Here is a 19,337-nt window from a genome sequence, read left to right on the forward strand (position 1 = left end):
CCTTTTTGTGGTTAGTCGTTGACCATAATAGTTTTGATATTAACAAATTCTCGTAGTCCAAAGCCGCCGTGTTCACGGCCATAGCCACTGTCTTTTACACCACCAAATGGTAAGTTCGGCTGCGCAAGGCCATAGCCATTGATATTCACCATACCGGTATCAAAATGGTGTTTTGCAAGTTCAATGGCTGCTTGTTTATCTTTTGAAAAATACCGCCACCAAGACCATAGCGTGAATCATTAGCAATTTGCATTGCTTCAGCGTTATCTTTTGCTCGAATAAGCGATGCTACAGGGCCAAATAATTCATCATCGTAAGCGGGCATGCCCGGTTTTATATTTTCAAGTAGAGTCGGGGTGTAATAAAAGCCTGTGTGTTCGGCAACTTTACCGCCGGTAATTATGCTCGCACCTGCATTTACTGATTCAGTCACTTGCTGATGAAGCTTATCGCGTAGACCTTTACGGGCCATTGGGCCGAGCGTGGTTTTTTCATCATTCGGATCACCAAGAACAACCTGTTCAAATTGCTCTTTAATTAAGGCTTTAAAGTCATCGTATAAGGCATCAACCACAATAAAGCGTTTTGCTGCAACACAGGTTTGCCCGTTATTGATTAAGCGCCCTTGTGTACATGCGGTAATCGCCGTATTTAAGTCAGCATCATCGAGTACAACATAGGCATCGTTACTGCCAAGCTCAAGTACCGTTTTCTTAACCTGTTTACCCGCAAGCTCAGCCACTTTTTTGCCTGTTTCGTCGCTACCAGTAAATGTCACGCCACGAATAGCTGAGTGCTCAATAAGCTTGCTTGCGGTTTTGCCGTCAATCAGTAAGTTTTTAAAGCAATAGTCATCAAAACCTGCTTGAGTAAATAACTGCTCAATTTTTTCGGCCATGCCAAATACATTACCAGCATGTTTTAGCACCGTGGTATTACCCGCCATGATATTCGCGCAAGCATAGCGTATAACTTGATAAAGCGGGAAGTTCCAAGGTTGGATACCTAAAATGACACCGATTGGTTGATAGCTAATAATTGCGTGCCCGTCTTGCATATCACGGCTTTCATCAGCAAGCACTTTGGGCCCTTGCTCAGCGGTATAGCGACAAATTGCAGCGCAAAGCTCAACTTCTTGTAGGCCTTGTTGATATAACTTGCCCATTTCATCGGTCATCAGTTGGGCTAATTCTTGTTGATTAGACTCAATCACTTGTGCAAGTTGATTGAGTAATTTAGCGCGCTGTTTATGGGATGTGGTGCGCCACTTTAAAAAAGCTTGATGACATTGGTCAACTTCACTCTGTGCTTGTTGCAATGACAATAAAGTATACGTATTTAAGGTTTGCTCATTGGCTGGATTGATTGTAGTAACAGTATCAGTCATCATTATCTCCTTACAAAATTGTAGGAAAAGGTTTGCAAGGCTAATACCTAATTTTCGATATTCTATCCGTATGATTTAATTGCCTTTTATTTTTGTTTAATCTTAACTAGGCACTCTTTTTCTGTAAAAACTGCAACAGGCTGCAAAACTTACAAGGAATACGTAATGACAAACTCAGTGTTAAATACCGAACTTGCGATTATTCAAGCACCGATGGCGGGTGTGCAAAATGCCAAGCTGGCAGTGGCTGTGTGTGAAGCTGGGGGGCTTGGCTCGTTACCTTGCGCTATGCTCTCGGCTGAGCAGCTTGTCTCAGAGCTTGATTACATTAGTCAGCAGACGGATAAGCCGTTCAATCTTAATTTCTTTTGCCATCAAACACCTGACTATTCACTGGCTCAGCAAACTGCTTGGCATAATGTGCTTACACCTTATTTTGATGAGTTTGCTGTCGATGTCTCACAATTTACCCGTAACGCCTCACGCCAGCCAATTAATCAGCAAGTGATCGATATTATCGCCCCTTATAAGCCTGCTGTTGTGAGCTTTCACTTTGGTCTGCCAAGTAAAGAGATTGTTTCTCAAATAAAAGCATGGGGCGGGGTCGTTCTTTCATCAGCCACAACGTTAGATGAAGCGCGTTGGTTACAAGCAAATGGTGCCGATGCGGTTATCGCACAAGGGATTGAAGCAGGCGGCCACCGCGGCCATTTTTTATCGATGGATTTATCGCTGCAACCAACCACAGCGCAATTGGTGCGAGAGTGTGTAAAGCTTGATATTCCCGTTATTGCAGCTGGTGGAATTTGTACAGCAGAAGATGTAGCACACTATCAAGCATTCGGTGTAGCAGCAGTGCAGGTAGGGAGCGCTTACTTACTTTGTGAAGAAGCGACAACGAATGCTTTGCATCGTGAAGTATTAAAAACAGCTGCACCAAACTCAACCGAATTGACGACATTGTTTTCTGGCCGCCCGGCACGAGGAATACGCAACAGAGTGATGCAAGAGTTAGGCGCGATGCCAGAGCAAGCGCCGCCTTTTCCGTATGCGTCGATTGCGATGACGGCATTACGTGCAAAAGCAGAGGCTAAAGGTGACAGTGGTTTTTCACCGCTTTGGTGTGGTGAGCGCTTTGTGGTTCGAGAAGGTATAAACGCCCAGCAAATGACTGAACTACTAATGCAAGGTTGGCAATCTTGATAGATACCCAGTTACTTCCGCTCGGTGATAGTTACCATCAACTAGCCTGTGAATTTCGTAACAAGCTTGCTGGGCAATGCGCTATAAAGCGTTACGCTAAAGGTGATGTTTTATTGCAGCAAGGCGACGAACAAGATGCAGGTTACTTAATTATATCAGGGGTGCTTGGGGCATTACATGCATCATCGCAAGGTGCGCAAAAGTGTAAAGAGTTCTACTTTCAAGATGAATTTGCACTGCTATATGGTAACTGGTTAACCAAAACCCCAGCGCTTTACCAGCTCAAAGTGATACGTGATGCTGAGCTTATTAAGGTGCCTTTGGTTTTACTTGATAGTGCTGACTGGCAAGCAGTTAAACATCAGTTAGTTAGTCAGCAATTATTGTTTAAAGAAGCAAAAGAAGCGTTTTTATTACTCAATACCCCTGAGCAGCGTTATCAATATTTACTGGAACAAAAACCGCATTGGCTTGAACAACTGAGTTTAAATGAGGTTGCTATGTATTTAGGGATTTCTGCGATTTCTTTATCGCGAATTAGACGGCGTCTTAACTTAAGTTAAGGCGTAGCAAAATAGTGAACATTACACTGCTGATTTTTCAGGAGTCGTTATGTTTATTTTATCTCAGAGCCTAGTTGCCATTGCCACATTACTCGATTTGGCTTCTTTTCAATTTAAACAAAGACAGGCAATTTTAGCTTGTTTGTTTAGCTCGGTTTTACTGACATCTGTGCACTTTATGTTGCTCGAAAACTTTAGTGCAGCAAGCTTAATGCTGATTGCTGCACTGCGTTATGGCTATTGTATTTTTGCCCGCAAAAGCTGGGTGATGATAGCTTTTATGCTTTTGAGTATTAGCGCAGTACTATTTACTTGGCAAAGCTGGGTGAGCTTTATCGCGCTGTCGGCAACATTACTGCAAACCTACGCTTCATTCCAAGGCAAAGACTTTACCTTACGTATACTGATGATTGTTGGCACGATTGGCTGGATAGTCCATAACATCTTGGTTTTTTCACCATTGGCAGTGCTTATGGAGACGGTCTTTTTAATAAGTAATTTAGTGGGCTTATGGCGCTTTTATGCTCACCCTAAGCCCGCTTAAATTTGATTTAAGACTTACCTAGCATGCGGCTCAGCATGCCATCTTTGTCAACAAACTGGTGTTTAAGTGCTGCGGCAATGTGCAAGGCTAAAATCACCACGATAATAAGCACTGAACTGTGGTGTACAAAGCTGCCTGCATCAGCAAGCCAAGGTGTTTTCTCTGGTGCGCTCAATAGCTCAAACTCAAAGAAGCTAATTGCACGACCGCCCGCATAGCTCATGATAAAGCCAGAAAGCGGCATAGCTAGGGTCGCAAGTAACAATAAGCCATGAGTGAGGTGAGCAACTGCTGTTTGCCATTTAGGCATTGCAGATGTTGCAGGTAATGCGCCTTCTTTAATACGCCAAATGACTCTTGCAATGGCAAAAACCAATACCACTAAGCCCATTGATTTATGCCAACCCATATAGGTAAATTTAGCGGGGGGCTCGGCAAAATCAGCAACATAAATGCCCATCGCAAATACGCCGATAAACAAAATGGCAACGGTCCAATGTAACAGGATGGTTGGTTTTGAAAGGGCAGCTACTTTACTCATGGTTTACTCTTATAATTGGCTTTAATTATAAGTATAGACTGCCACAATGGCTGAGGGTTGCGTAAAGTAATGTAAAGTAACTTAAAGAGTGTCAGCAATCAGCTTTAATAAAAAGGTTTCGCGCTGAATCGATAGGCCCTGTTTCTCACTCATTGCCATGGTGGTTTCGTTATGTGCAATGGCATCAAAAATATTCACCCACTTAGGGTGCATACCATTTTGCACTTCGTAGTGCTCCATTTTTGGGTCTGCAAATTCATCACTAATTTCACAGAAGTAGCAATAGGATTTGATATGAACACAATCAAAGTCGTCTTTATACCAAGGCCTAACTTCTTCGTATAATCCTAGTGGCTGCTTTATTTGAATTTGTTGTGCGCCTGTTTCTTCATGTAACTCTCGTAGAAGCCCTTGCTCAATGCTTTCGCCTTCATCAACGCCACCACCAGGTAGGCTATAGTCATCATAACGGGCGGTGTATAAAAGTAGTATTTGTTCACCTTTTAAAACAATGGCGCGGGCAGTGTTACGAATAAACACCGTGCCATAGTCATTACTTAAACTTGGGTGAACTACTTTTCTTAATAACTTCATAGGATTACAACTTTAAATTAATGCAAGTACAGCTTAGCTTAATATTGAACGTGCCATAATAACTTTTTTTTCGCATTTAATTCATTATGCTTACCCCAAATTGAAACTAATAAGGTATTATAACTGGAATTAAGAACTATTTAGGTATTTAACGCATATAGTTTCATTTCATTATAACTATGCGTAAAATGGCAAAAAAAGCTTAGGGAATGAATATGTTAAACGTACTTTTGGTTGATGATGACAGTGAATTTAGTGATGTAGTTTGTCACATAGTTGAGTTCCTCGGGCACAATATAAATACCGCAGCGAACCTTGCTGAAGCGGAGCAATGGTTTGAAAACAACACATTTGATCATGTCTTTTTAGATTTCATGCTGCCAGATGGCAGCGGCCTGCATTTACTAGAGCATTTAAAAGCAATCGGTCAATCGCCTCGTGTTACGTTAATTTCAGGGCACCCTTCAGTAAAAGGTAAGCTGGCTGAAATGTGTGAGCCTAATGTAGGCCACCTAGTCAAACCACTGCAACGCGAAGACATTGAGCGTGTACTCAACCCGAAAAAAGCGACCCCTAAGAAAAAAGCAACGCCAGCAATCAAGCGCCACTTCGGCACTCTAATAGGTGAATCTGAAGTGATGCAAAAGCTTTACACTATGATTGAACGCGTCGCTGCCACTTCTGCTAATGTGATGTTGATGGGTGAAAGTGGTGCAGGTAAAGAAGTGGTGGCGCAGGCGATTCATAATGCGACTGACTGTGATGGTCCGTTAGTAGCAACTAACTGTGGTGCATTTTCAAAAGAGCTGATTGGTAGCGAGCTTTTTGGCCATGAAAAGGGCGCATTTACAGGTGCGATTGCTCGTAAAGAGGGGGTGTTTGAGCAAGCTGCTGGTGGTACTTTATTTTTAGATGAAGTGACCGAAATGCCAATTGATATGCAGCCAAATTTACTGCGTGTGCTTGAAAGCAAAAAAGTAACTCGAGTGGGTGGCACCAAAGAGCAAGCAGTGAATTGCCGTGTTATTTCTGCAACAAATCGCACCTTGACCGACCTTGCGCAAAACAATGTTATACGTGAAGACATTTACTTTCGTTTAGCGGTATTCCCCATTGATATTCCACCGCTTCGTGAGCGCAAAGAAGATATTCCACTGCTTGCCAATGCCTTTTTAGAGCAGCTTAATGAAGAAAACGGCACTGACTTTAAATGGCAAGCGGCGCAAATCAAAGAGCTTGAGGCCCATGATTGGCCGGGTAACGTACGTGAGCTTCGTCACGCTATTCACCGTGCTTTTATTATGAGTGACCCGAAAGGCTCCGTTATTACATTACCTGATTCATTAGAGTCGCCATTTTCTAAAGTGAATAAAGAGAGTCAAGCAAACCAAGTTGTTGCTGGGCAAACTATTGAAGAAGTTGAAAAAGAATTGATCCACGCGACCTTAGACAAAGTACAAGGTAATAAGACGATTGCAGCACAAATGCTGGGGATCAGTACTAAAACACTTTATAACCGTTTAAATGCTTATGGAGGCATTGGCGAATACAAATAACAAAGGATAACTATGAATAATAACGAGTCTTTACGAAAAATGGTGCATGATGCACGTGCGCCACTAAACCGTATTTCGATGAATGCTGAGTTAGTTAAGCTCGTATTAGAAAATGATATGCCAAAACAAAAAGCACTTGAGGCATTGAATAAAATTATTGCTAATTGTCAGGAGTGTAGTGAGCACTTACAGGAAATAAGCGACGCTCACGCAGCTGATTAAGCACTCATAGATTGAGAAGTAAATGCAAAAACAAAAAGGAAAAATAGCAGTCAGTTGGGCTGGCTTTATTGCCGTGGTGCTTTGTATTGTGGTGGCTAATGCGTTTTTAGCCCTTAATAGCATTCGCTCACTCACTGAAACACAAAGTAGCCTTGATAATACCAACTCACTCAACACTGCGATTGAGCGTTTGCACTTATCTGTGGTGCAAGCTGAGTCTGGTCAGCGTGGTTATCTATTAACCGATCGTAAAGACTATTTACTCCCTTACAATGATGCGATTGCGTCGATGCAAGCGCAAATCATGCTTGTGAAAAGTTTGCATTCAGAAATACCCGGTCAGGCAGACCGCATTGCGCGGTTAATTTATCTAGTAAACGACAAAGTGGCGGTGATGACTAAAACCACCGATCTGGCCCTTGCAAATAAAGATCTTAAAGCACGCCAACTGTTGCTAACAGACCAAGGCCGCGAATTATATAAAGACATTCGTGTAGCGGTTGATGAAATTCAAATGCGTGAGCTTAACTTTAAAATCGAGCAGTTTGCGAAGCTGTCGCAAATTAAAAACGAAGCAAAGCTCACATTTTTGATAACCGCTGTGACCAGTACCTTATTGATTATTGGTATGTTTGTGTTAACTCGTATTAACCTACGCAACCAAACTAAGTACAGGGCAGAGCTTGAACAACAAAACGAGAACTTGGCGGCAAAAGTCGCAGAGCGCACGCAAGAGCTAACCATCTATTCTGACGAACTAAGCCGCTCTAACAGAGAGCTTGAAGACTTTGCTTTTGTTGCAAGCCATGATTTACAAGAGCCACTGCGTAAGATCCAAGCTTTCAGTGACCGCCTTGAAAAGATGTTTAAAGATGAACTCGGTGAAAAAGGTATCGACTATATTAGCCGGATGAAAAATGCGGCGCAGCGTATGTCTAATTTAATCAATGACCTGCTTGAGTTCTCTCGCGTAACCACCCGGGGTAAAGATTTTACTGATACTGATTTAAATGAAGTTGTTGCAGAAGTTCTTGATGATCTTGAAATTGCGATAAAAGAATCTGAAACCACAGTTAACCTTGATACTTTACCGCACATTCAAGCCGATCCAAGCCAAATGCTGCAATTGTTCTTAAATATTCTTTCTAATGCGGTGAAGTTTAGACGTGAGAATGTTGCGCCTGTGATTGATATTGCATACCAACGAACGTCAGAATTTAGCGAAACTCACAATAGCGATGTGGAGTGGGAAGTTATTACAATTTCAGATAACGGCATCGGCTTTTCTGAAGAGTATCTCGAAAAAATATTTGTTCCGTTTCAGCGATTGCATGGTCGTTCTCAATATAAAGGCACAGGCATAGGTTTATCGGTTTGTCGCCGTATTGTTGAGCGTCACGGCGGAGAAATAACCGCAAGCAGTCGCGTTGGTGAGGGTGCAAGTTTCACTATTAAATTACCCGTGGAAGCATCGCTTTTCACATTACAAGGAGAGGCGTAATGCCACTTAATAAAGTTAAACCAATTACCATTTTAATGGCTGATGACGACGAAGATGATCGTTTATTAACCCAAGACGCATTGGCCGAAAGCCGTGTATTGAACGAGCTGTTTTTTGTTGAAGACGGTGTAGAACTGCTTGAATACCTTGAGCGTAAAGGCAAATTTAGTGAAAAAGAAAACTCGCCTCGTCCGGGCTTGATTTTACTCGATTTAAATATGCCGCGTATGGATGGTCGAGAAGCTTTACAAGCCATCAAAGCCAACCCTAACTTGAAGGGCATACCGGTTGTGATTTTAACCACATCAAAACAAGAAGAAGATATGGTTAAAGGCTACGACTTGGGCGCTGCATCATACATCACTAAACCGGTTACTTTTGAAGGTTTAGTTGAGTTAATGCAAACACTAGGGAAATACTGGGTAGAGTTTGTAGAGCTGCCAACATCACAGAACGATTAAGTCCAATTCGCATAAATACTTAATTAAGCAAATTGGAATAAGGAATAAGAATGTTAGACAAGGTAACCCGATTACTCTTAGTAGAAGACGACGAAGACGATTATATTCTTACTTGCGACTACCTAGACCAATTAGGTTCCCATACATTCGATGTTGAGTGGTTAAGTTGCCCTGAAGAGGCCATTAGTGAGCTTAGCGAAAACAAACATGATATTTGTTTGTTAGATTATCGCTTAGGCGCATCAGATGGCCTCGAAGTATTAAAACGGGCTGTGGCAAATGGCTTTCGCGGCCCGATTATCATGCTAACCGGGCAATCAGATGAAGCTCTCGATTCTGCAGCGCTCGATGCCGGTGCGGTTGATTATCTGGTTAAAAGCGAGATGAACTCTAGCCGCTTTGCCCGTGCTATACGCTACGCTTTAGCTCGCCGAGATGTTGAAGATGAGCGTGTTGAGCGTTTAAAAGCAGAAGCTGAAAACCGCTCTAAAGACCGCTTTTTGGCCCATTTGAGTCATGAGTTACGCACACCTCTGTCTTCTATCTTGGGTTACACAGAGTTACTCATGCAAAGTGATAAAAATCAGCATGCTCAAAATGAGTTGGGTGTGATTTACCGAAATGGTAAACATTTACTGAGTTTGCTTAATGATGTGCTCGACCTATCAAAGATTGCAGCCGATAAACTGGAGCTCAATTGCAGTGATGTTAACTTAGATAGCCTAATGGCTGACGTTTATACCTTAATGCGCGTTTCTGCGCTTGATAAAGGCTTAACACTTAAATTTGAGTCACAGCAAGCCTTGCCTTTAGTTATAAACACAGACGCTACACGGTTACGCCAAATCCTCATTAACATTATTAATAATGCAATTAAGTTTACCAACCAAGGCGAGATCACCGTGCGTGCTTGGACTGCTTGGGTTAATGAACGAGAAATGCTGTTTTTTAGTATTAAAGACACAGGCCTTGGTATTCCAGCTGAAAAACAAGCACTGATCTTTAAACCATTTGAACAAATTGCTGATGTAGAATCACGAGATGTCGGTGGAGCAGGGTTGGGGCTTGCTATTTGTTCAGAGTTACTTAGTCGTATGCAAGGTTCTATTGAACTTGAATCAACGCAAGGCGTGGGCTCTGAATTTACCCTTTCGATTTACCCTGGCAATATTCGAGATATTGAACGCCAAGTGCTGCGCTTTGATTCAAACCCCGATTGCCAGCAAAAACTAGCAACGTTAAAAACCACTGGGCGAGTGTTGGTGGTCGACGACCTAAAAGATTTACGTAATCTCGTTGGCCATATGATCACCAGCACTGGCGCAGAAGTGGATTATGCCGAGCACGGTAAACAAGCAATTGAAAAAGTAGCTAATGCAGAGCAAGCGGGTAAGCCTTTTGATATTGTATTTATTGATTTGCATATGCCGGTTATGGGCGGCAAAGAAGCCACTATTGAGCTTCGTAAAATGGGTTATCAAGGACCAATCATCGCGCTTACAGCTGCCACCATGAAAGGGGTGAAAACTGAGTTAAGCGCGCTTGGCTTTAACGATATGATTGCCAAGCCGGTTGATTCTGGGCTGCTTTACCAAGTGCTCAATCATTATATTTGCGAAGGCAATACTGCACCTGTGGTTGAGCAAGACGACAGCCCTGAAATGACATTACAAAGTACACGTTATTTACTGGTCGAAGACGACAGTGATGCGGCGCAAATCACTCAGTTATTGCTTGAAAGCTTAGGTGTTGAAACTGTTATAGCGCCAAGTTGTGCTGCATGTCTTGCGACGCTGAGTGACGATCAAAATTTTGCTAAAGTATTACTGGATATGCATTTGCCTGATGGTGGAGGGCTTGATTTAGCCCAGCAGATAAAACAGCGCCACCCCGACTTAAAGTTAGTCATTGTTAGTGGCGCCGAGCCAGAACCAGAAAAAATCAAGCAACTTGAGATTGAGCAAGTGCTGTTAAAGCCGATTAATCTTGGTTTGTTATCTGAGCTTATTGGCGGCTAATTGAATGCCTAATAACAAGTTCAGGTTCAAATAGCGTTTGTAGCGGTGGTGTTTGTTTTTGATAAACATGGCTTAACACCCAATCTGCTGCCATGCGGCCCATTTCATTTATTGGATAATTAACAGTGCTCAATTGTGGGTAAACGTGACGGGTGAAAAACACGTTATCGTAACCCATAATCGACAATTGCTTAGGTAAAGTTAGCCCTAAATCACGCGCGCTTGCCATGGCACCCACTGCCATTTCATCATTGGCACAGATAAGCGCCGTGAATGGATGCGTTTGTTGATGCAGCGCCTTTAACCCTTCATAACCGCTCGCTTCCATGAAATCACCTTGGAATAAGAGGTTTTCATCAAACTCAAGATTAAACTCAGCCAGTGCTTGCTTATGACCTTCTAGGCGGTCTTTGGCATCTTGTTTCCATAGTGGACCGCTGATGTAGGCAATATTTTTATGACCTTGCTCTAACACATGTTTCGCCGCTAAATAGCCACCGTTGATGTTGTTAAGCAAAATACAGCGGTCACTGAGTTCGCTGATATAGCGGTTGATCAAAACAAACGGCGTGCGACCTTTACTGAGCTTAATAAGGTAGTCGTCGCTGACTGCTTCAACATGCAAAATAAGGCCATCGCAGTTACGGCTAATTAAAAATTCAATCCCTTGTTTTTCGCGTTCTTCATCACTGTGACCTGCAGCAATAATCAGATGTTTGCCTTGGTTACGAAAGGTATTTTCAATGCCACTCATCATAGGCCCGTAAAACGGACCTTGTAATTCAGAGACCAGTAGGCCAACACTGTTCGAGCAATTTGATGCCAATGACTGGGCAATAGAGTTAGGTCGATAGCCAAGCTCATCCATTGCGGCAGTGACTTTTTTACGCGTTGCATCACTGACATTTGCATTGTTGTTCATTACTCGTGAAACGGTTGCAAGAGAAACACCTGCAAGTTTCGACACCTCGTAAATGGTGGCCATGTTATTCCTTTTTAAACAAAGTTATGGATGCTGCTTTAACGATAAATCGGCACTGATCTGCTCAACCGTTTGATTATCAAGAATATACCTTTTCATGATAAATGCGACAAGCATACTACCTATTGCTGGATAAAGGGTAAATGAAATTAAGATACCCGAAAGCGTGTGTTCACTGAGTTCGGTATTGGCTTCATAGCCATAAAATGCCAGTAACCAACCTGCAATGGCACCGCCAAGGGCAAGACCAAGCTTAATGAAAAAGACCACGCTTGCGTAGACTAGGCCTGTTAGCCTTTCACCGGTTTTCCACTGCCCGTAATCTATGGTGTCGGCCATTTTTGCCCACAGTAACGGGGTTGCCATTTGCGTGAAGAAACACCATAAAAAGTACACCGCAAAGGCAAGTATCAGCTGTTCGCCCGGCAACCAAAATGCCACGCAACTAATTGCCGCAGAAATATATTGCAAACGAATATAGGCGGTTTTCTTATCAACACGTTTGCTGAGTGGGTTTGCACAGGCGCAGCCCAAAATATTACCTATCATGCCGATGGTAACAAAGTAGGTGACCAGCTCAGCTTCACCAAGCACATATTTTACATAGTAAATGGCAAGGGTGGTGCGTAGTACCATACTGGTTAACAGCATAAATGCGGCAAAGCACAATACTTTAAATGGGCCATTTTGCCATAGCGTATTCATGCGGGTTTTCCAGCTCAACGATGAGCTGTTATGAGCAGCTACGCGCTCTTTGGTAAAGCGAAAACAAATTAGAAATAAGATCACACCTAAGCCGCTCATCAGGGCCATAGTGAGTTGGTAGCCCGTAGCGTTATCACCTTTGCCAAGCCAGTTTACCAAAGGCAAAGTACAGGCACTGACAATTAAGCCGCCCAGCATACCAAACACAAAGCGATAAGATTGAATGGATACTCGCTCTTTCGGGTCGCCACTTAATACCCCACCTAAGGCTGAGTAAGGAATATTGATCGCGGTGTAAACCAGCATTAGCAAAGTGTAAGTGACAAACGCGTAAATGACTTTGCCTGATTCAGGCAGGTCTGGCGTGGTGAAGGTGATCATGCTGATCACCCCAAATGGTAAAGCAAGCCAGAGTAAGTAGGGACGATAGCTTCCCCACTTAGTGCGGGTTGAATCGGTTAAGGCTCCCATTAATGGGTCGGTAATTGCATCAACGACTCTCACCACCAAAAACAAGGTGCCAACAATCGCGGGTGAAATACCAAAGATATCAGTATAGAAAAAAGTTAAAAATAACATCACCGTTTGAAAGATGATATTACTTGCTGTGTCGCCTAATCCGTAGGCTATTTTTTCTCTTTTTGTCAGCATGTGTGTTCTCGATTGTTGTTATTTTTATCGCTGTTTGAGCAGCGCGCGATATTGTTTTGCGCTTTCTTTTAAAATGCGTTGTTGGCTTTGATAATCAATATAAACTAACCCAAAGCGCTTTTCGTAGCCATACGCCCATTCAAAGTTGTCCATTAAGCTCCACGCAAAGTAGCCTTGAATATCAACACCTTGACGAATTGCATCACATACTGCATTTAGGTGAGTGTGATAATAATCTACGCGTTCTATGTCGTTCACTTCACCATTTTCTAGCGTGTCGGCCATGGCTGCGCCATTTTCAGTAATATACATTTTTGGTAAATCATATTGCTGATGAAGTGATACTAAAAGCTCTGTTAAACCTTGTGGGTAAACTTCCCAGCCCATATCGGTAACACGAACATCCGTAAGGCTTGCTTCTTCAAACCAGCCATCAGCAGTATTTTTGTAGTGTATGCGGGTATAATAGTTAACGCCAATAAAGTCGACGGCTTGACTAATAATTGCCATATCGCCAGCAATAATAGTTGGTTTAACTTCATCTGCTAAATCATCCAGTAAAGAAGGGTAAGCCCCCTCTAAAACCGCTTTGATATACCATTGATTATGATATTGATCGGCAAGTTCTGCGGCTTTTTTATCATCGGCTGTTAAAGGATACGTTGGGCTGAAGTTTAATACGATACCCGCTTCTGTGTCTGGGCAGTTTTTACTTAATACTTGCATAGCAAGGCCGTGGGCGAGTAGTAAGTGGTGCGCTGCTTGTCGGCCAGCTTGTTGTGATTTTATGCCAGGTGCATGTACACCCACTTCATAACCTAAGTAAGCACTACAAAATGGTTCGTTCAAGGTGGCGAATGAATCAACCAAATGGCCTAAATGTTGAGTAACAAGTTCGGTATATTCTTTGAATTTATAGGCCGTATCGCGGTTTAACCAACCGCCATTATCTTCAAGGTATTGAGGTAAATCCCAGTGATATAAGGTGACATAGGTCTTAATGTTACGTGCTTTTAACGCCGATAATAGCTGGGCATAAAACGCCATACCTTGCTCGTTAACCGAGCCATCTTGCAACATGACCCTCGGCCACGAAATTGATAAGCGGTAAGCATCGACAGCCAAATCTGCAATCATCTCGACATCTTGCTGCCAACGTGCAACATGGTCACAAGCTACATCGCCATGGCTTTGGTCTGCAATAGCGCCAGGCTTTTCGCAAAATGTATCCCAGATACAATCGAGGCGCTTATCGCGTGCCCCTTCAATCTGGAATGAGGCTGTTGCCACACCGAACGTGAACTCGGGCTTGAGTAAAGATGAATCTGGTAACAGTGAAATTGATTTATACACAGTTGATACTCGTCCTTCGGGTTAAGTGTAAGGCTTGGCTAATTAGAGCTTAGACTCGACTGTAAGCGCTTACAATTTTTCTGCAAATAAATTGCTAAATATGATTTATATGTTATAAATGTAAGCGCTTACATTTAATGTTGCAACATATTTCGCTATTTGTTGTTAGTGATTAAGTACCAAACGTTGCTGTAACAAACTGATAAATATAATTAACTAGAGAAGAAAAATTATGGCTCATGTTTCAACCCCTGTGTCGGCTGCTGCAAGCCAAGCAGATATGCCTAAGCAGCACTTTGCGCTGGCATCATTGACCACATTATTTTTTATGTGGGGATTCATCACCTGTCTGAATGACATTTTAATCCCTTATTTAAAAGGTATGTTTTCACTTAACTATACGCAGGCTATGCTCATTCAATTTTGCTTCTTTGGTGCGTATTTTGTGATGTCGATCCCCGCAGGTAAGTTGGTCAGTCGTATTGGCTACCAATTTGGTATTGTTGTCGGCTTAGTAGTTGCAGCCATTGGTTGTGCGCTGTTTTACCCCGCTGCAGTTGCCCATGTGTATGAGTTATTTTTATTGGCTTTGTTTGTACTTGCTTCGGGTATCACTATTTTACAAGTATCTGCTAACCCTTATGTAAGTGTGCTTGGTCCACAAAAAACAGCGTCTTCGCGTTTGACTATGACGCAAGCTTTTAATTCTTTAGGAACAACAGTTGCGCCAATTTTTGGTGGCTGGTTAATTCTATCTGAAATTAGCCAAGCAACAGCAGAACAAGTGAAACTGCCTTATTTAATGTTGTCGTTAACCTTACTTGTACTTGCGGTTATCTTTGCGTTTTTAAAACTGCCAAAGCTAGGTAAAGAAAGTGATAGCGAAGCGGCACATCAATATTTAGAAGACTTTGTTGATTTAGGCAGTGTTTGGCGCTATCGCCATCTAATTTTAGGTGCTGTTGGTATTTTTGTGTATGTGGGTGCAGAAGTGGCAATAGGTAGCTTTTTAGTCGGCTTTTTGACCCTAGATAACATTGCGGGCCTCGCTGAAAAAGAAGCCGCTCATTACATTAGTTACTACTTTGCAGGTGCTATGGTTGGCCGCTTTATTGGCGCTGCTGTAATGCAAAAATTTAATGCTGGTAAGGTGTTAGCATGCCATGCCTTATTGGCAGTACTGCTGGTTGTGATTGCTATGACAGGTGAGGGTAGCCTTGCTATGTGGGCAATTTTACTTGTGGGTTTATGTAACTCGATTATGTTCCCAACCATTTTCAGCCTTGCTTTACACGGCCTTGGTAAATACACCTCAAAAGGCTCTGGCATTTTATGTTTAGCGATTGTAGGTGGGGCAATTATCCCATTACTACAAGGTGTGTTAGCCGATTCTGTTGGCGTACAAATGGCGTTATTCTTACCTATCGCCTGTTATTTATATATTACTTACTTTGCGCTGGTTGGCTCAAAAGTATCGACTCAGACTTCATAGGTGCAAAAATGAAATTGAAAAAAACATTCACTCTCTGTTCGTTAATGATGGCAAGCGTCAGCATGCTAGGTTGTACTGGGCAAGATAAGGTGACCAACGTGAACGCTGAGCAAGAAATTTGGCCAAACATTGAAACGGGTATTGCTGCAAACCCAGAAATGGAAGCAAAAATTGCAAACATGCTGGCAAATATGACCCTTGAGCAAAAGATTGCGCAAATGATCCAGCCAGAAATTCGCGATATTACCGTTGAAGATATGCGTAAATATGGCTTTGGTTCTTACCTCAATGGTGGTGGTGCATTCCCAAATAATGATAAACATGCCAGTGCCGCAGATTGGATTGAGCTTGCTGAGAAAATGTATCAAGCCTCAATTGATGACTCGCTTGATGGCAGCTCAATTCCGACAATGTGGGGTACTGATGCCGTGCATGGTCACAATAATGTTATTGGTGCGACATTATTTCCACATAACATTGGTTTAGGTGCAACAAACAACCCAGAGTTAATCGAAAAAATTGCAGCTGCTACCGCGCAAGAAGTGATGGTAACCGGCATCGACTGGGTGTTCGCACCAACAGTCGCAGTTGTTCGTGACGACCGTTGGGGTCGTACTTATGAAGGCTATTCTGAAGACCCTGAAATTGTGAAAGCATACTCGGCAGCCATTGTTAAAGGGTTGCAAGGTGCGGTTGATGAAGACTTTTTATCTGATAAGCGCGTGATAAGTACGGTTAAACACTTTTTAGGTGATGGCGGTACTGAAGGCGGTGATGACCAAGGTAATAACACGGCATCTGAGCAAGAATTATTTGATATTCATGCGCAAGGTTATGTTGGTGGGTTAGGTGCGGGTGCTCAGACCGTAATGGCGTCATTCAACAGCTGGAACGGTGAAAAAATTCACGGCAGCAAATACCTACTTACCGATGTACTTAAAGGCAAAATGGGCTTTGATGGTTTTGTTGTTGGTGACTGGAACGGCCACGGTCAAATTCCGGGTTGTACTAATGGCAACTGTGCGCAAGCAGCAAATGCCGGTCTTGATGTGTACATGGTACCGACAGATGCATGGAAACCACTTTACGAAAACCTTATTAAGCAAGTTAAAAGTGGCGAAATTGCACAAAGCCGCATCGATGATGCGGTAACGCGTATCTTACGTGTAAAAATGCGCGCAGGTTTGTTTGATAAGCCAAGCCCTGCTAAGCGTCCGCTTTCAGGTAAAACAGAGATCATTGGTAGTGCAGAACATCGCGCAGTTGCAAAACAAGCAGTCCGTGAATCACTGGTACTACTTAAAAATAAACAACAGTTGCTACCGCTATCAGCAAATTCAAACGTATTAGTTGCCGGTCAAGGCGCTGATAACATCGGTATGCAGTCAGGTGGCTGGACAATCACATGGCAGGGTACAGGTAACGAAAATAGTGACTTCCCGGGTGGTTCTTCAATTTTTGATGGCATCAAAAATACAGTTGAGCAAGCAGGTGGTCAGGTTCAATACAATGTGAATGGCGAATTTGAATCTAAGCCAGATGTCGCGATTGTGGTGTTTGGTGAGCAACCTTATGCGGAAGGTAATGGTGATTTAGATAACCTTGAATACCAACGCGGTAATAAAACTGACTTAGCCCTGCTTAAAAAGCTAAAAGATGCCGGTCTTCCTGTGGTGTCGCTATTTATTAGTGGCCGCCCAATGTGGGTGAATGCAGAGCTGAATGCTAGTGATGCGTTTGTCGCAACGTGGTTACCAGGCAGTGAAGGTGATGCAATCAGCGATGTTATCTTTAAAAAGCAAGATGGTTCTATCAATCATGACTTTAAAGGTAAGTTATCGTTCTCATGGCCAAATAACCCGGTAGGTAACCAAAACCGTGGTGACAAAGATTACGCGCCACTATTACCTTATGGCTTTGGTTTAACTTACCAAGATAAAAACACCTTGGCGGATAACCTTAGCGAAAAATCACAAGTCGCGGCTAAATTAGAAGACTTAGTATTATTTGAACGTGCCGTAAAAGCACCGTGGTCACTGCAACTACAAAGTGGTTCTGAGCTACAAGCCATGACCAGTAGCCGTGCAGCACTTAACGCTATTAGCGTAAAAACCTTTGATAAAGACGTGCAAGAAGATGCGCGCGCAATCAGCTTTAATGGTAAAGAAGCGGCTGCGGTACGTTTAATGGCGGCGTTCCCATCGGATTTACGTTCATACGTTGAAAAAGCGGGTCAACTGCAAATGCAGATTAAGGTAGACCAAGCTGCTGATGCGCCGCTAATGCTGGGTATGCAATGTGGTGAAAACTGTGACGGCCAATTTGATATTAGCAAACAGCTTAAAGCAGCAATTGATTGGCAAACGCTAACCGTAGATTTGAGCTGCTTTGCAGAGCAAGGTGTGCAGCTTGGCCAAGTATTCTCGCCTTGGCAATTAGCCACTGAAGGTGCATGGCAAGTCTCAATTGCTAAACTATCAGTAACGAGCGCGCACACCGAGGACGCAACAGTCTCATGTCAGTAAAATCGTATGCTGTTATTTTGCTAACAGGCGCGCTGAGTGCCTGTCAGCAAACCCCAGCGCCTGTCAAAGCCAGCCTAGGAGAAGGCTGGCAGTTAGTTTGGCAAGACGAATTTTCGCAAAATGATCTCGACTTAACTAAGTGGCAACACGAAGTAAATTGTCGAGGTGGTGGTAATGATGAGCTGCAATGTTATACCGCGCGTAGCGAAAACAGTTTTGTTAAAGATGGCCTATTGCATATTGTTGCTCGCCAAGAGCAATACACTGGGCCATTGCATAATAGCGATGAAGTGAGTAGCGATGCTGAGCGAGAAAAACAAGCGACTCAGCCGTTTACTTCTGCTCGTTTACGCACTAAAAACTTAGCTGATTGGCGATTTGGCCGGTTTGAAATTCGCGCTAAATTGCCAGCAGGGCAAGGCGCGTGGCCAGCAATTTGGATGTTACCGACTGATTGGCGTTATGGTCGCTGGGCATCATCAGGCGAAATAGACATCATGGAAGCAGTTAATTTAAAGACTCTCACTGATGACAAAACAGCGCCAGCTGGCAGCCTTGAAACGCGCGTACACGGCACCTTGCATTACGGTGGTCCTGCACCCAAAAATGTTTACAGCGGTTCGCCGTACCGTTTCAGCGAAGCTAATAACCCGGCTGATAACTTTCATGTGTATGCCCTTGAATGGCAGCAAGATGAAATTCGTTGGTATGTTGATGATGTTCACTATGCGACATTTCGCCACGACCAGTGGTATTCAACATCACAACAACAAGACGGCTCGTTTATAGAAAATACCGGCTTTGCTCCGTTTGATCAGCGTTTTCATTTACTGCTTAACTTTGCAGTAGGCGGAAACTGGCCAGCAAATGTGAATGATAAAGGCGTTGATTTTGCCGGTTATCCTAAGCAAATGCTGGTGGATTATGTACGTGTTTTTCAATGTAGTAAAAATAGTGAAACAGGTATCGGCTGTGCAACAAAGCAGCCATCAGCAGTACAAATAAAGGGTAAGACCAATCCGCAATAGTACTTAATTAA

Annotated in this window: 16 protein-coding genes and 1 pseudogene; 11 read left to right on the forward strand and 6 right to left on the reverse strand. The window is 43.0% G+C overall.

The window, feature by feature from the left end; all coding sequences use genetic code 11:
* Window positions 1-11 precede the first annotated feature (11 nt).
* Window positions 12-1,387, reverse strand: a pseudogene (locus C2M25_RS01390) (NAD-dependent succinate-semialdehyde dehydrogenase).
* Between the two features lie 165 nt (window positions 1,388-1,552).
* Between C2M25_RS01390 and C2M25_RS01395 the strand changes: the two are divergent.
* The 3 genes from C2M25_RS01395 to C2M25_RS01405 are packed head-to-tail and all read left to right on the forward strand — an operon-like array spanning window position 1,553 to window position 3,697.
* Window positions 1,553-2,590, forward strand: a complete 1,038-nt coding sequence (locus C2M25_RS01395) for an NAD(P)H-dependent flavin oxidoreductase (RefSeq protein WP_105180185.1) — start codon at window positions 1,553-1,555, stop codon at window positions 2,588-2,590.
* Window positions 2,587-3,153: a Crp/Fnr family transcriptional regulator gene (locus C2M25_RS01400; RefSeq protein WP_105180186.1), complete on the forward strand. Its 567-nt coding sequence runs from the start codon at window positions 2,587-2,589 to the stop codon at window positions 3,151-3,153. Before C2M25_RS01395 ends, C2M25_RS01400 begins: the two co-directional genes overlap by 4 nt.
* A gap of 49 nt (window positions 3,154-3,202) precedes the next feature.
* On the forward strand, window positions 3,203-3,697 hold the full coding sequence (locus tag C2M25_RS01405) for a YgjV family protein (RefSeq protein ID WP_105180187.1): 495 nt from the start codon (window positions 3,203-3,205) through the stop codon (window positions 3,695-3,697).
* Between the two features lie 7 nt (window positions 3,698-3,704).
* Here the strand turns inward: C2M25_RS01405 and C2M25_RS01410 are convergent, their stop codons facing one another.
* Window positions 3,705-4,238 carry a cytochrome b gene (locus C2M25_RS01410; protein WP_105180188.1) on the reverse strand — a complete coding sequence of 178 codons (534 nt, stop codon included), beginning with the start codon at window positions 4,236-4,238 and terminating at the stop codon, window positions 3,705-3,707.
* Window positions 4,239-4,319: 81 nt separating this feature from the next.
* Window positions 4,320-4,832, reverse strand: coding sequence for an NUDIX hydrolase (locus C2M25_RS01415; RefSeq protein ID WP_063702176.1), 513 nt, complete (start codon window positions 4,830-4,832; stop codon window positions 4,320-4,322).
* A gap of 215 nt (window positions 4,833-5,047) precedes the next feature.
* On the opposite strand from C2M25_RS01415, the gene C2M25_RS01420 reads away from it, so the two are divergent.
* Genes C2M25_RS01420 through C2M25_RS01440 form a run of 5 tightly spaced genes read left to right on the forward strand, consistent with a single transcriptional unit; the run spans window position 5,048 to window position 10,590 of the window.
* A complete protein-coding gene (locus C2M25_RS01420) occupies window positions 5,048-6,388 on the forward strand; it encodes a sigma-54-dependent transcriptional regulator (protein WP_105180189.1) in 1,341 nt (446 codons plus the stop codon).
* A 12-nt stretch (window positions 6,389-6,400) separates the two neighbouring features.
* Window positions 6,401-6,610, forward strand: coding sequence for a histidine kinase (locus C2M25_RS01425; RefSeq protein ID WP_105180190.1), 210 nt, complete (start codon window positions 6,401-6,403; stop codon window positions 6,608-6,610).
* A 22-nt stretch (window positions 6,611-6,632) separates the two neighbouring features.
* Complete coding sequence (locus C2M25_RS01430; protein ID WP_063702182.1) at window positions 6,633-8,111, forward strand: sensor histidine kinase; 1,479 nt, start codon at window positions 6,633-6,635, stop codon at window positions 8,109-8,111.
* Window positions 8,111-8,572: a response regulator gene (locus tag C2M25_RS01435; RefSeq protein WP_062566100.1), complete on the forward strand. Its 462-nt coding sequence runs from the start codon at window positions 8,111-8,113 to the stop codon at window positions 8,570-8,572. Before C2M25_RS01430 ends, C2M25_RS01435 begins: the two co-directional genes overlap by 1 nt.
* 50 nt (window positions 8,573-8,622) lie before the next feature.
* Window positions 8,623-10,590, forward strand: a complete 1,968-nt coding sequence (locus tag C2M25_RS01440; RefSeq protein WP_105180191.1) for a response regulator — start codon at window positions 8,623-8,625, stop codon at window positions 10,588-10,590.
* On the opposite strand, the gene C2M25_RS01445 is transcribed toward C2M25_RS01440, so the two are convergent.
* From C2M25_RS01445 to C2M25_RS01455, 3 genes are read right to left on the reverse strand one after another with little or no spacing between them, the layout of a single operon-like run.
* Window positions 10,577-11,575 (reverse strand): LacI family DNA-binding transcriptional regulator, encoded by a 999-nt coding sequence (locus C2M25_RS01445; RefSeq protein ID WP_063702186.1) that lies wholly within the window; start codon window positions 11,573-11,575, stop codon window positions 10,577-10,579. The genes C2M25_RS01440 and C2M25_RS01445 overlap by 14 nt on opposite strands.
* 21 nt (window positions 11,576-11,596) lie before the next feature.
* On the reverse strand, window positions 11,597-12,928 hold the full coding sequence (locus C2M25_RS01450; RefSeq protein WP_063702188.1) for a glycoside-pentoside-hexuronide (GPH):cation symporter: 1,332 nt from the start codon (window positions 12,926-12,928) through the stop codon (window positions 11,597-11,599).
* 24 nt (window positions 12,929-12,952) lie between these two features.
* Window positions 12,953-14,281 carry a GH1 family beta-glucosidase gene (locus C2M25_RS01455; RefSeq protein ID WP_105180192.1) on the reverse strand — a complete coding sequence of 443 codons (1,329 nt, stop codon included), beginning with the start codon at window positions 14,279-14,281 and terminating at the stop codon, window positions 12,953-12,955.
* Window positions 14,282-14,513: 232 nt separating this feature from the next.
* Here C2M25_RS01455 and C2M25_RS01460 point away from each other — a divergent pair, with 232 nt between their 5' ends.
* The 3 genes from C2M25_RS01460 to C2M25_RS01470 are packed head-to-tail and all read left to right on the forward strand — an operon-like array spanning window position 14,514 to window position 19,326.
* Window positions 14,514-15,773 (forward strand): sugar MFS transporter, encoded by a 1,260-nt coding sequence (locus tag C2M25_RS01460; RefSeq protein WP_105180193.1) that lies wholly within the window; start codon window positions 14,514-14,516, stop codon window positions 15,771-15,773.
* Between the two features lie 8 nt (window positions 15,774-15,781).
* A complete protein-coding gene (locus tag C2M25_RS01465; protein ID WP_105180194.1) occupies window positions 15,782-18,298 on the forward strand; it encodes a glycoside hydrolase family 3 protein in 2,517 nt (838 codons plus the stop codon).
* Window positions 18,289-19,326, forward strand: a complete 1,038-nt coding sequence (locus C2M25_RS01470) for a glycoside hydrolase family 16 protein (RefSeq protein WP_105174550.1) — start codon at window positions 18,289-18,291, stop codon at window positions 19,324-19,326. The genes C2M25_RS01465 and C2M25_RS01470 overlap by 10 nt, the downstream gene beginning before the upstream one ends.
* Window positions 19,327-19,337: the final 11 nt, after the last annotated feature.

It is taken from the genome of Pseudoalteromonas sp. T1lg21 (assembly GCF_002964625.1).
In the GTDB taxonomy this organism is placed as follows: Bacteria; Pseudomonadota; Gammaproteobacteria; order Enterobacterales; family Alteromonadaceae; genus Pseudoalteromonas; species Pseudoalteromonas gelatinilytica.

Excerpts from the sequence above, each read along its gene's own strand:
- C2M25_RS01395 (WP_105180185.1), top strand. The coding sequence starts at position 1,553 with ATGACAAACTCAGTGTTAAATACCGAACTTGCGATTATTCAAGCACCG.
- C2M25_RS01405 (WP_105180187.1), top strand. The coding sequence starts at position 3,203 with ATGTTTATTTTATCTCAGAGCCTAGTTGCCATTGCCACATTACTCGAT.
- C2M25_RS01410 (WP_105180188.1), bottom strand. The coding sequence starts at position 4,238 with ATGAGTAAAGTAGCTGCCCTTTCAAAACCAACCATCCTGTTACATTGG.
- C2M25_RS01415 (WP_063702176.1), bottom strand. The coding sequence starts at position 4,832 with ATGAAGTTATTAAGAAAAGTAGTTCACCCAAGTTTAAGTAATGACTAT.
- C2M25_RS01420 (WP_105180189.1), top strand. The coding sequence starts at position 5,048 with ATGTTAAACGTACTTTTGGTTGATGATGACAGTGAATTTAGTGATGTA.
- C2M25_RS01425 (WP_105180190.1), top strand. The coding sequence starts at position 6,401 with ATGAATAATAACGAGTCTTTACGAAAAATGGTGCATGATGCACGTGCG.
- C2M25_RS01430 (WP_063702182.1), top strand. The coding sequence starts at position 6,633 with ATGCAAAAACAAAAAGGAAAAATAGCAGTCAGTTGGGCTGGCTTTATT.
- C2M25_RS01435 (WP_062566100.1), top strand. The coding sequence starts at position 8,111 with ATGCCACTTAATAAAGTTAAACCAATTACCATTTTAATGGCTGATGAC.
- C2M25_RS01440 (WP_105180191.1), top strand. The coding sequence starts at position 8,623 with ATGTTAGACAAGGTAACCCGATTACTCTTAGTAGAAGACGACGAAGAC.
- C2M25_RS01445 (WP_063702186.1), bottom strand. The coding sequence starts at position 11,575 with ATGGCCACCATTTACGAGGTGTCGAAACTTGCAGGTGTTTCTCTTGCA.
- C2M25_RS01450 (WP_063702188.1), bottom strand. The coding sequence starts at position 12,928 with ATGCTGACAAAAAGAGAAAAAATAGCCTACGGATTAGGCGACACAGCA.
- C2M25_RS01460 (WP_105180193.1), top strand. The coding sequence starts at position 14,514 with ATGGCTCATGTTTCAACCCCTGTGTCGGCTGCTGCAAGCCAAGCAGAT.
- C2M25_RS01465 (WP_105180194.1), top strand. The coding sequence starts at position 15,782 with ATGAAATTGAAAAAAACATTCACTCTCTGTTCGTTAATGATGGCAAGC.
- C2M25_RS01470 (WP_105174550.1), top strand. The coding sequence starts at position 18,289 with ATGTCAGTAAAATCGTATGCTGTTATTTTGCTAACAGGCGCGCTGAGT.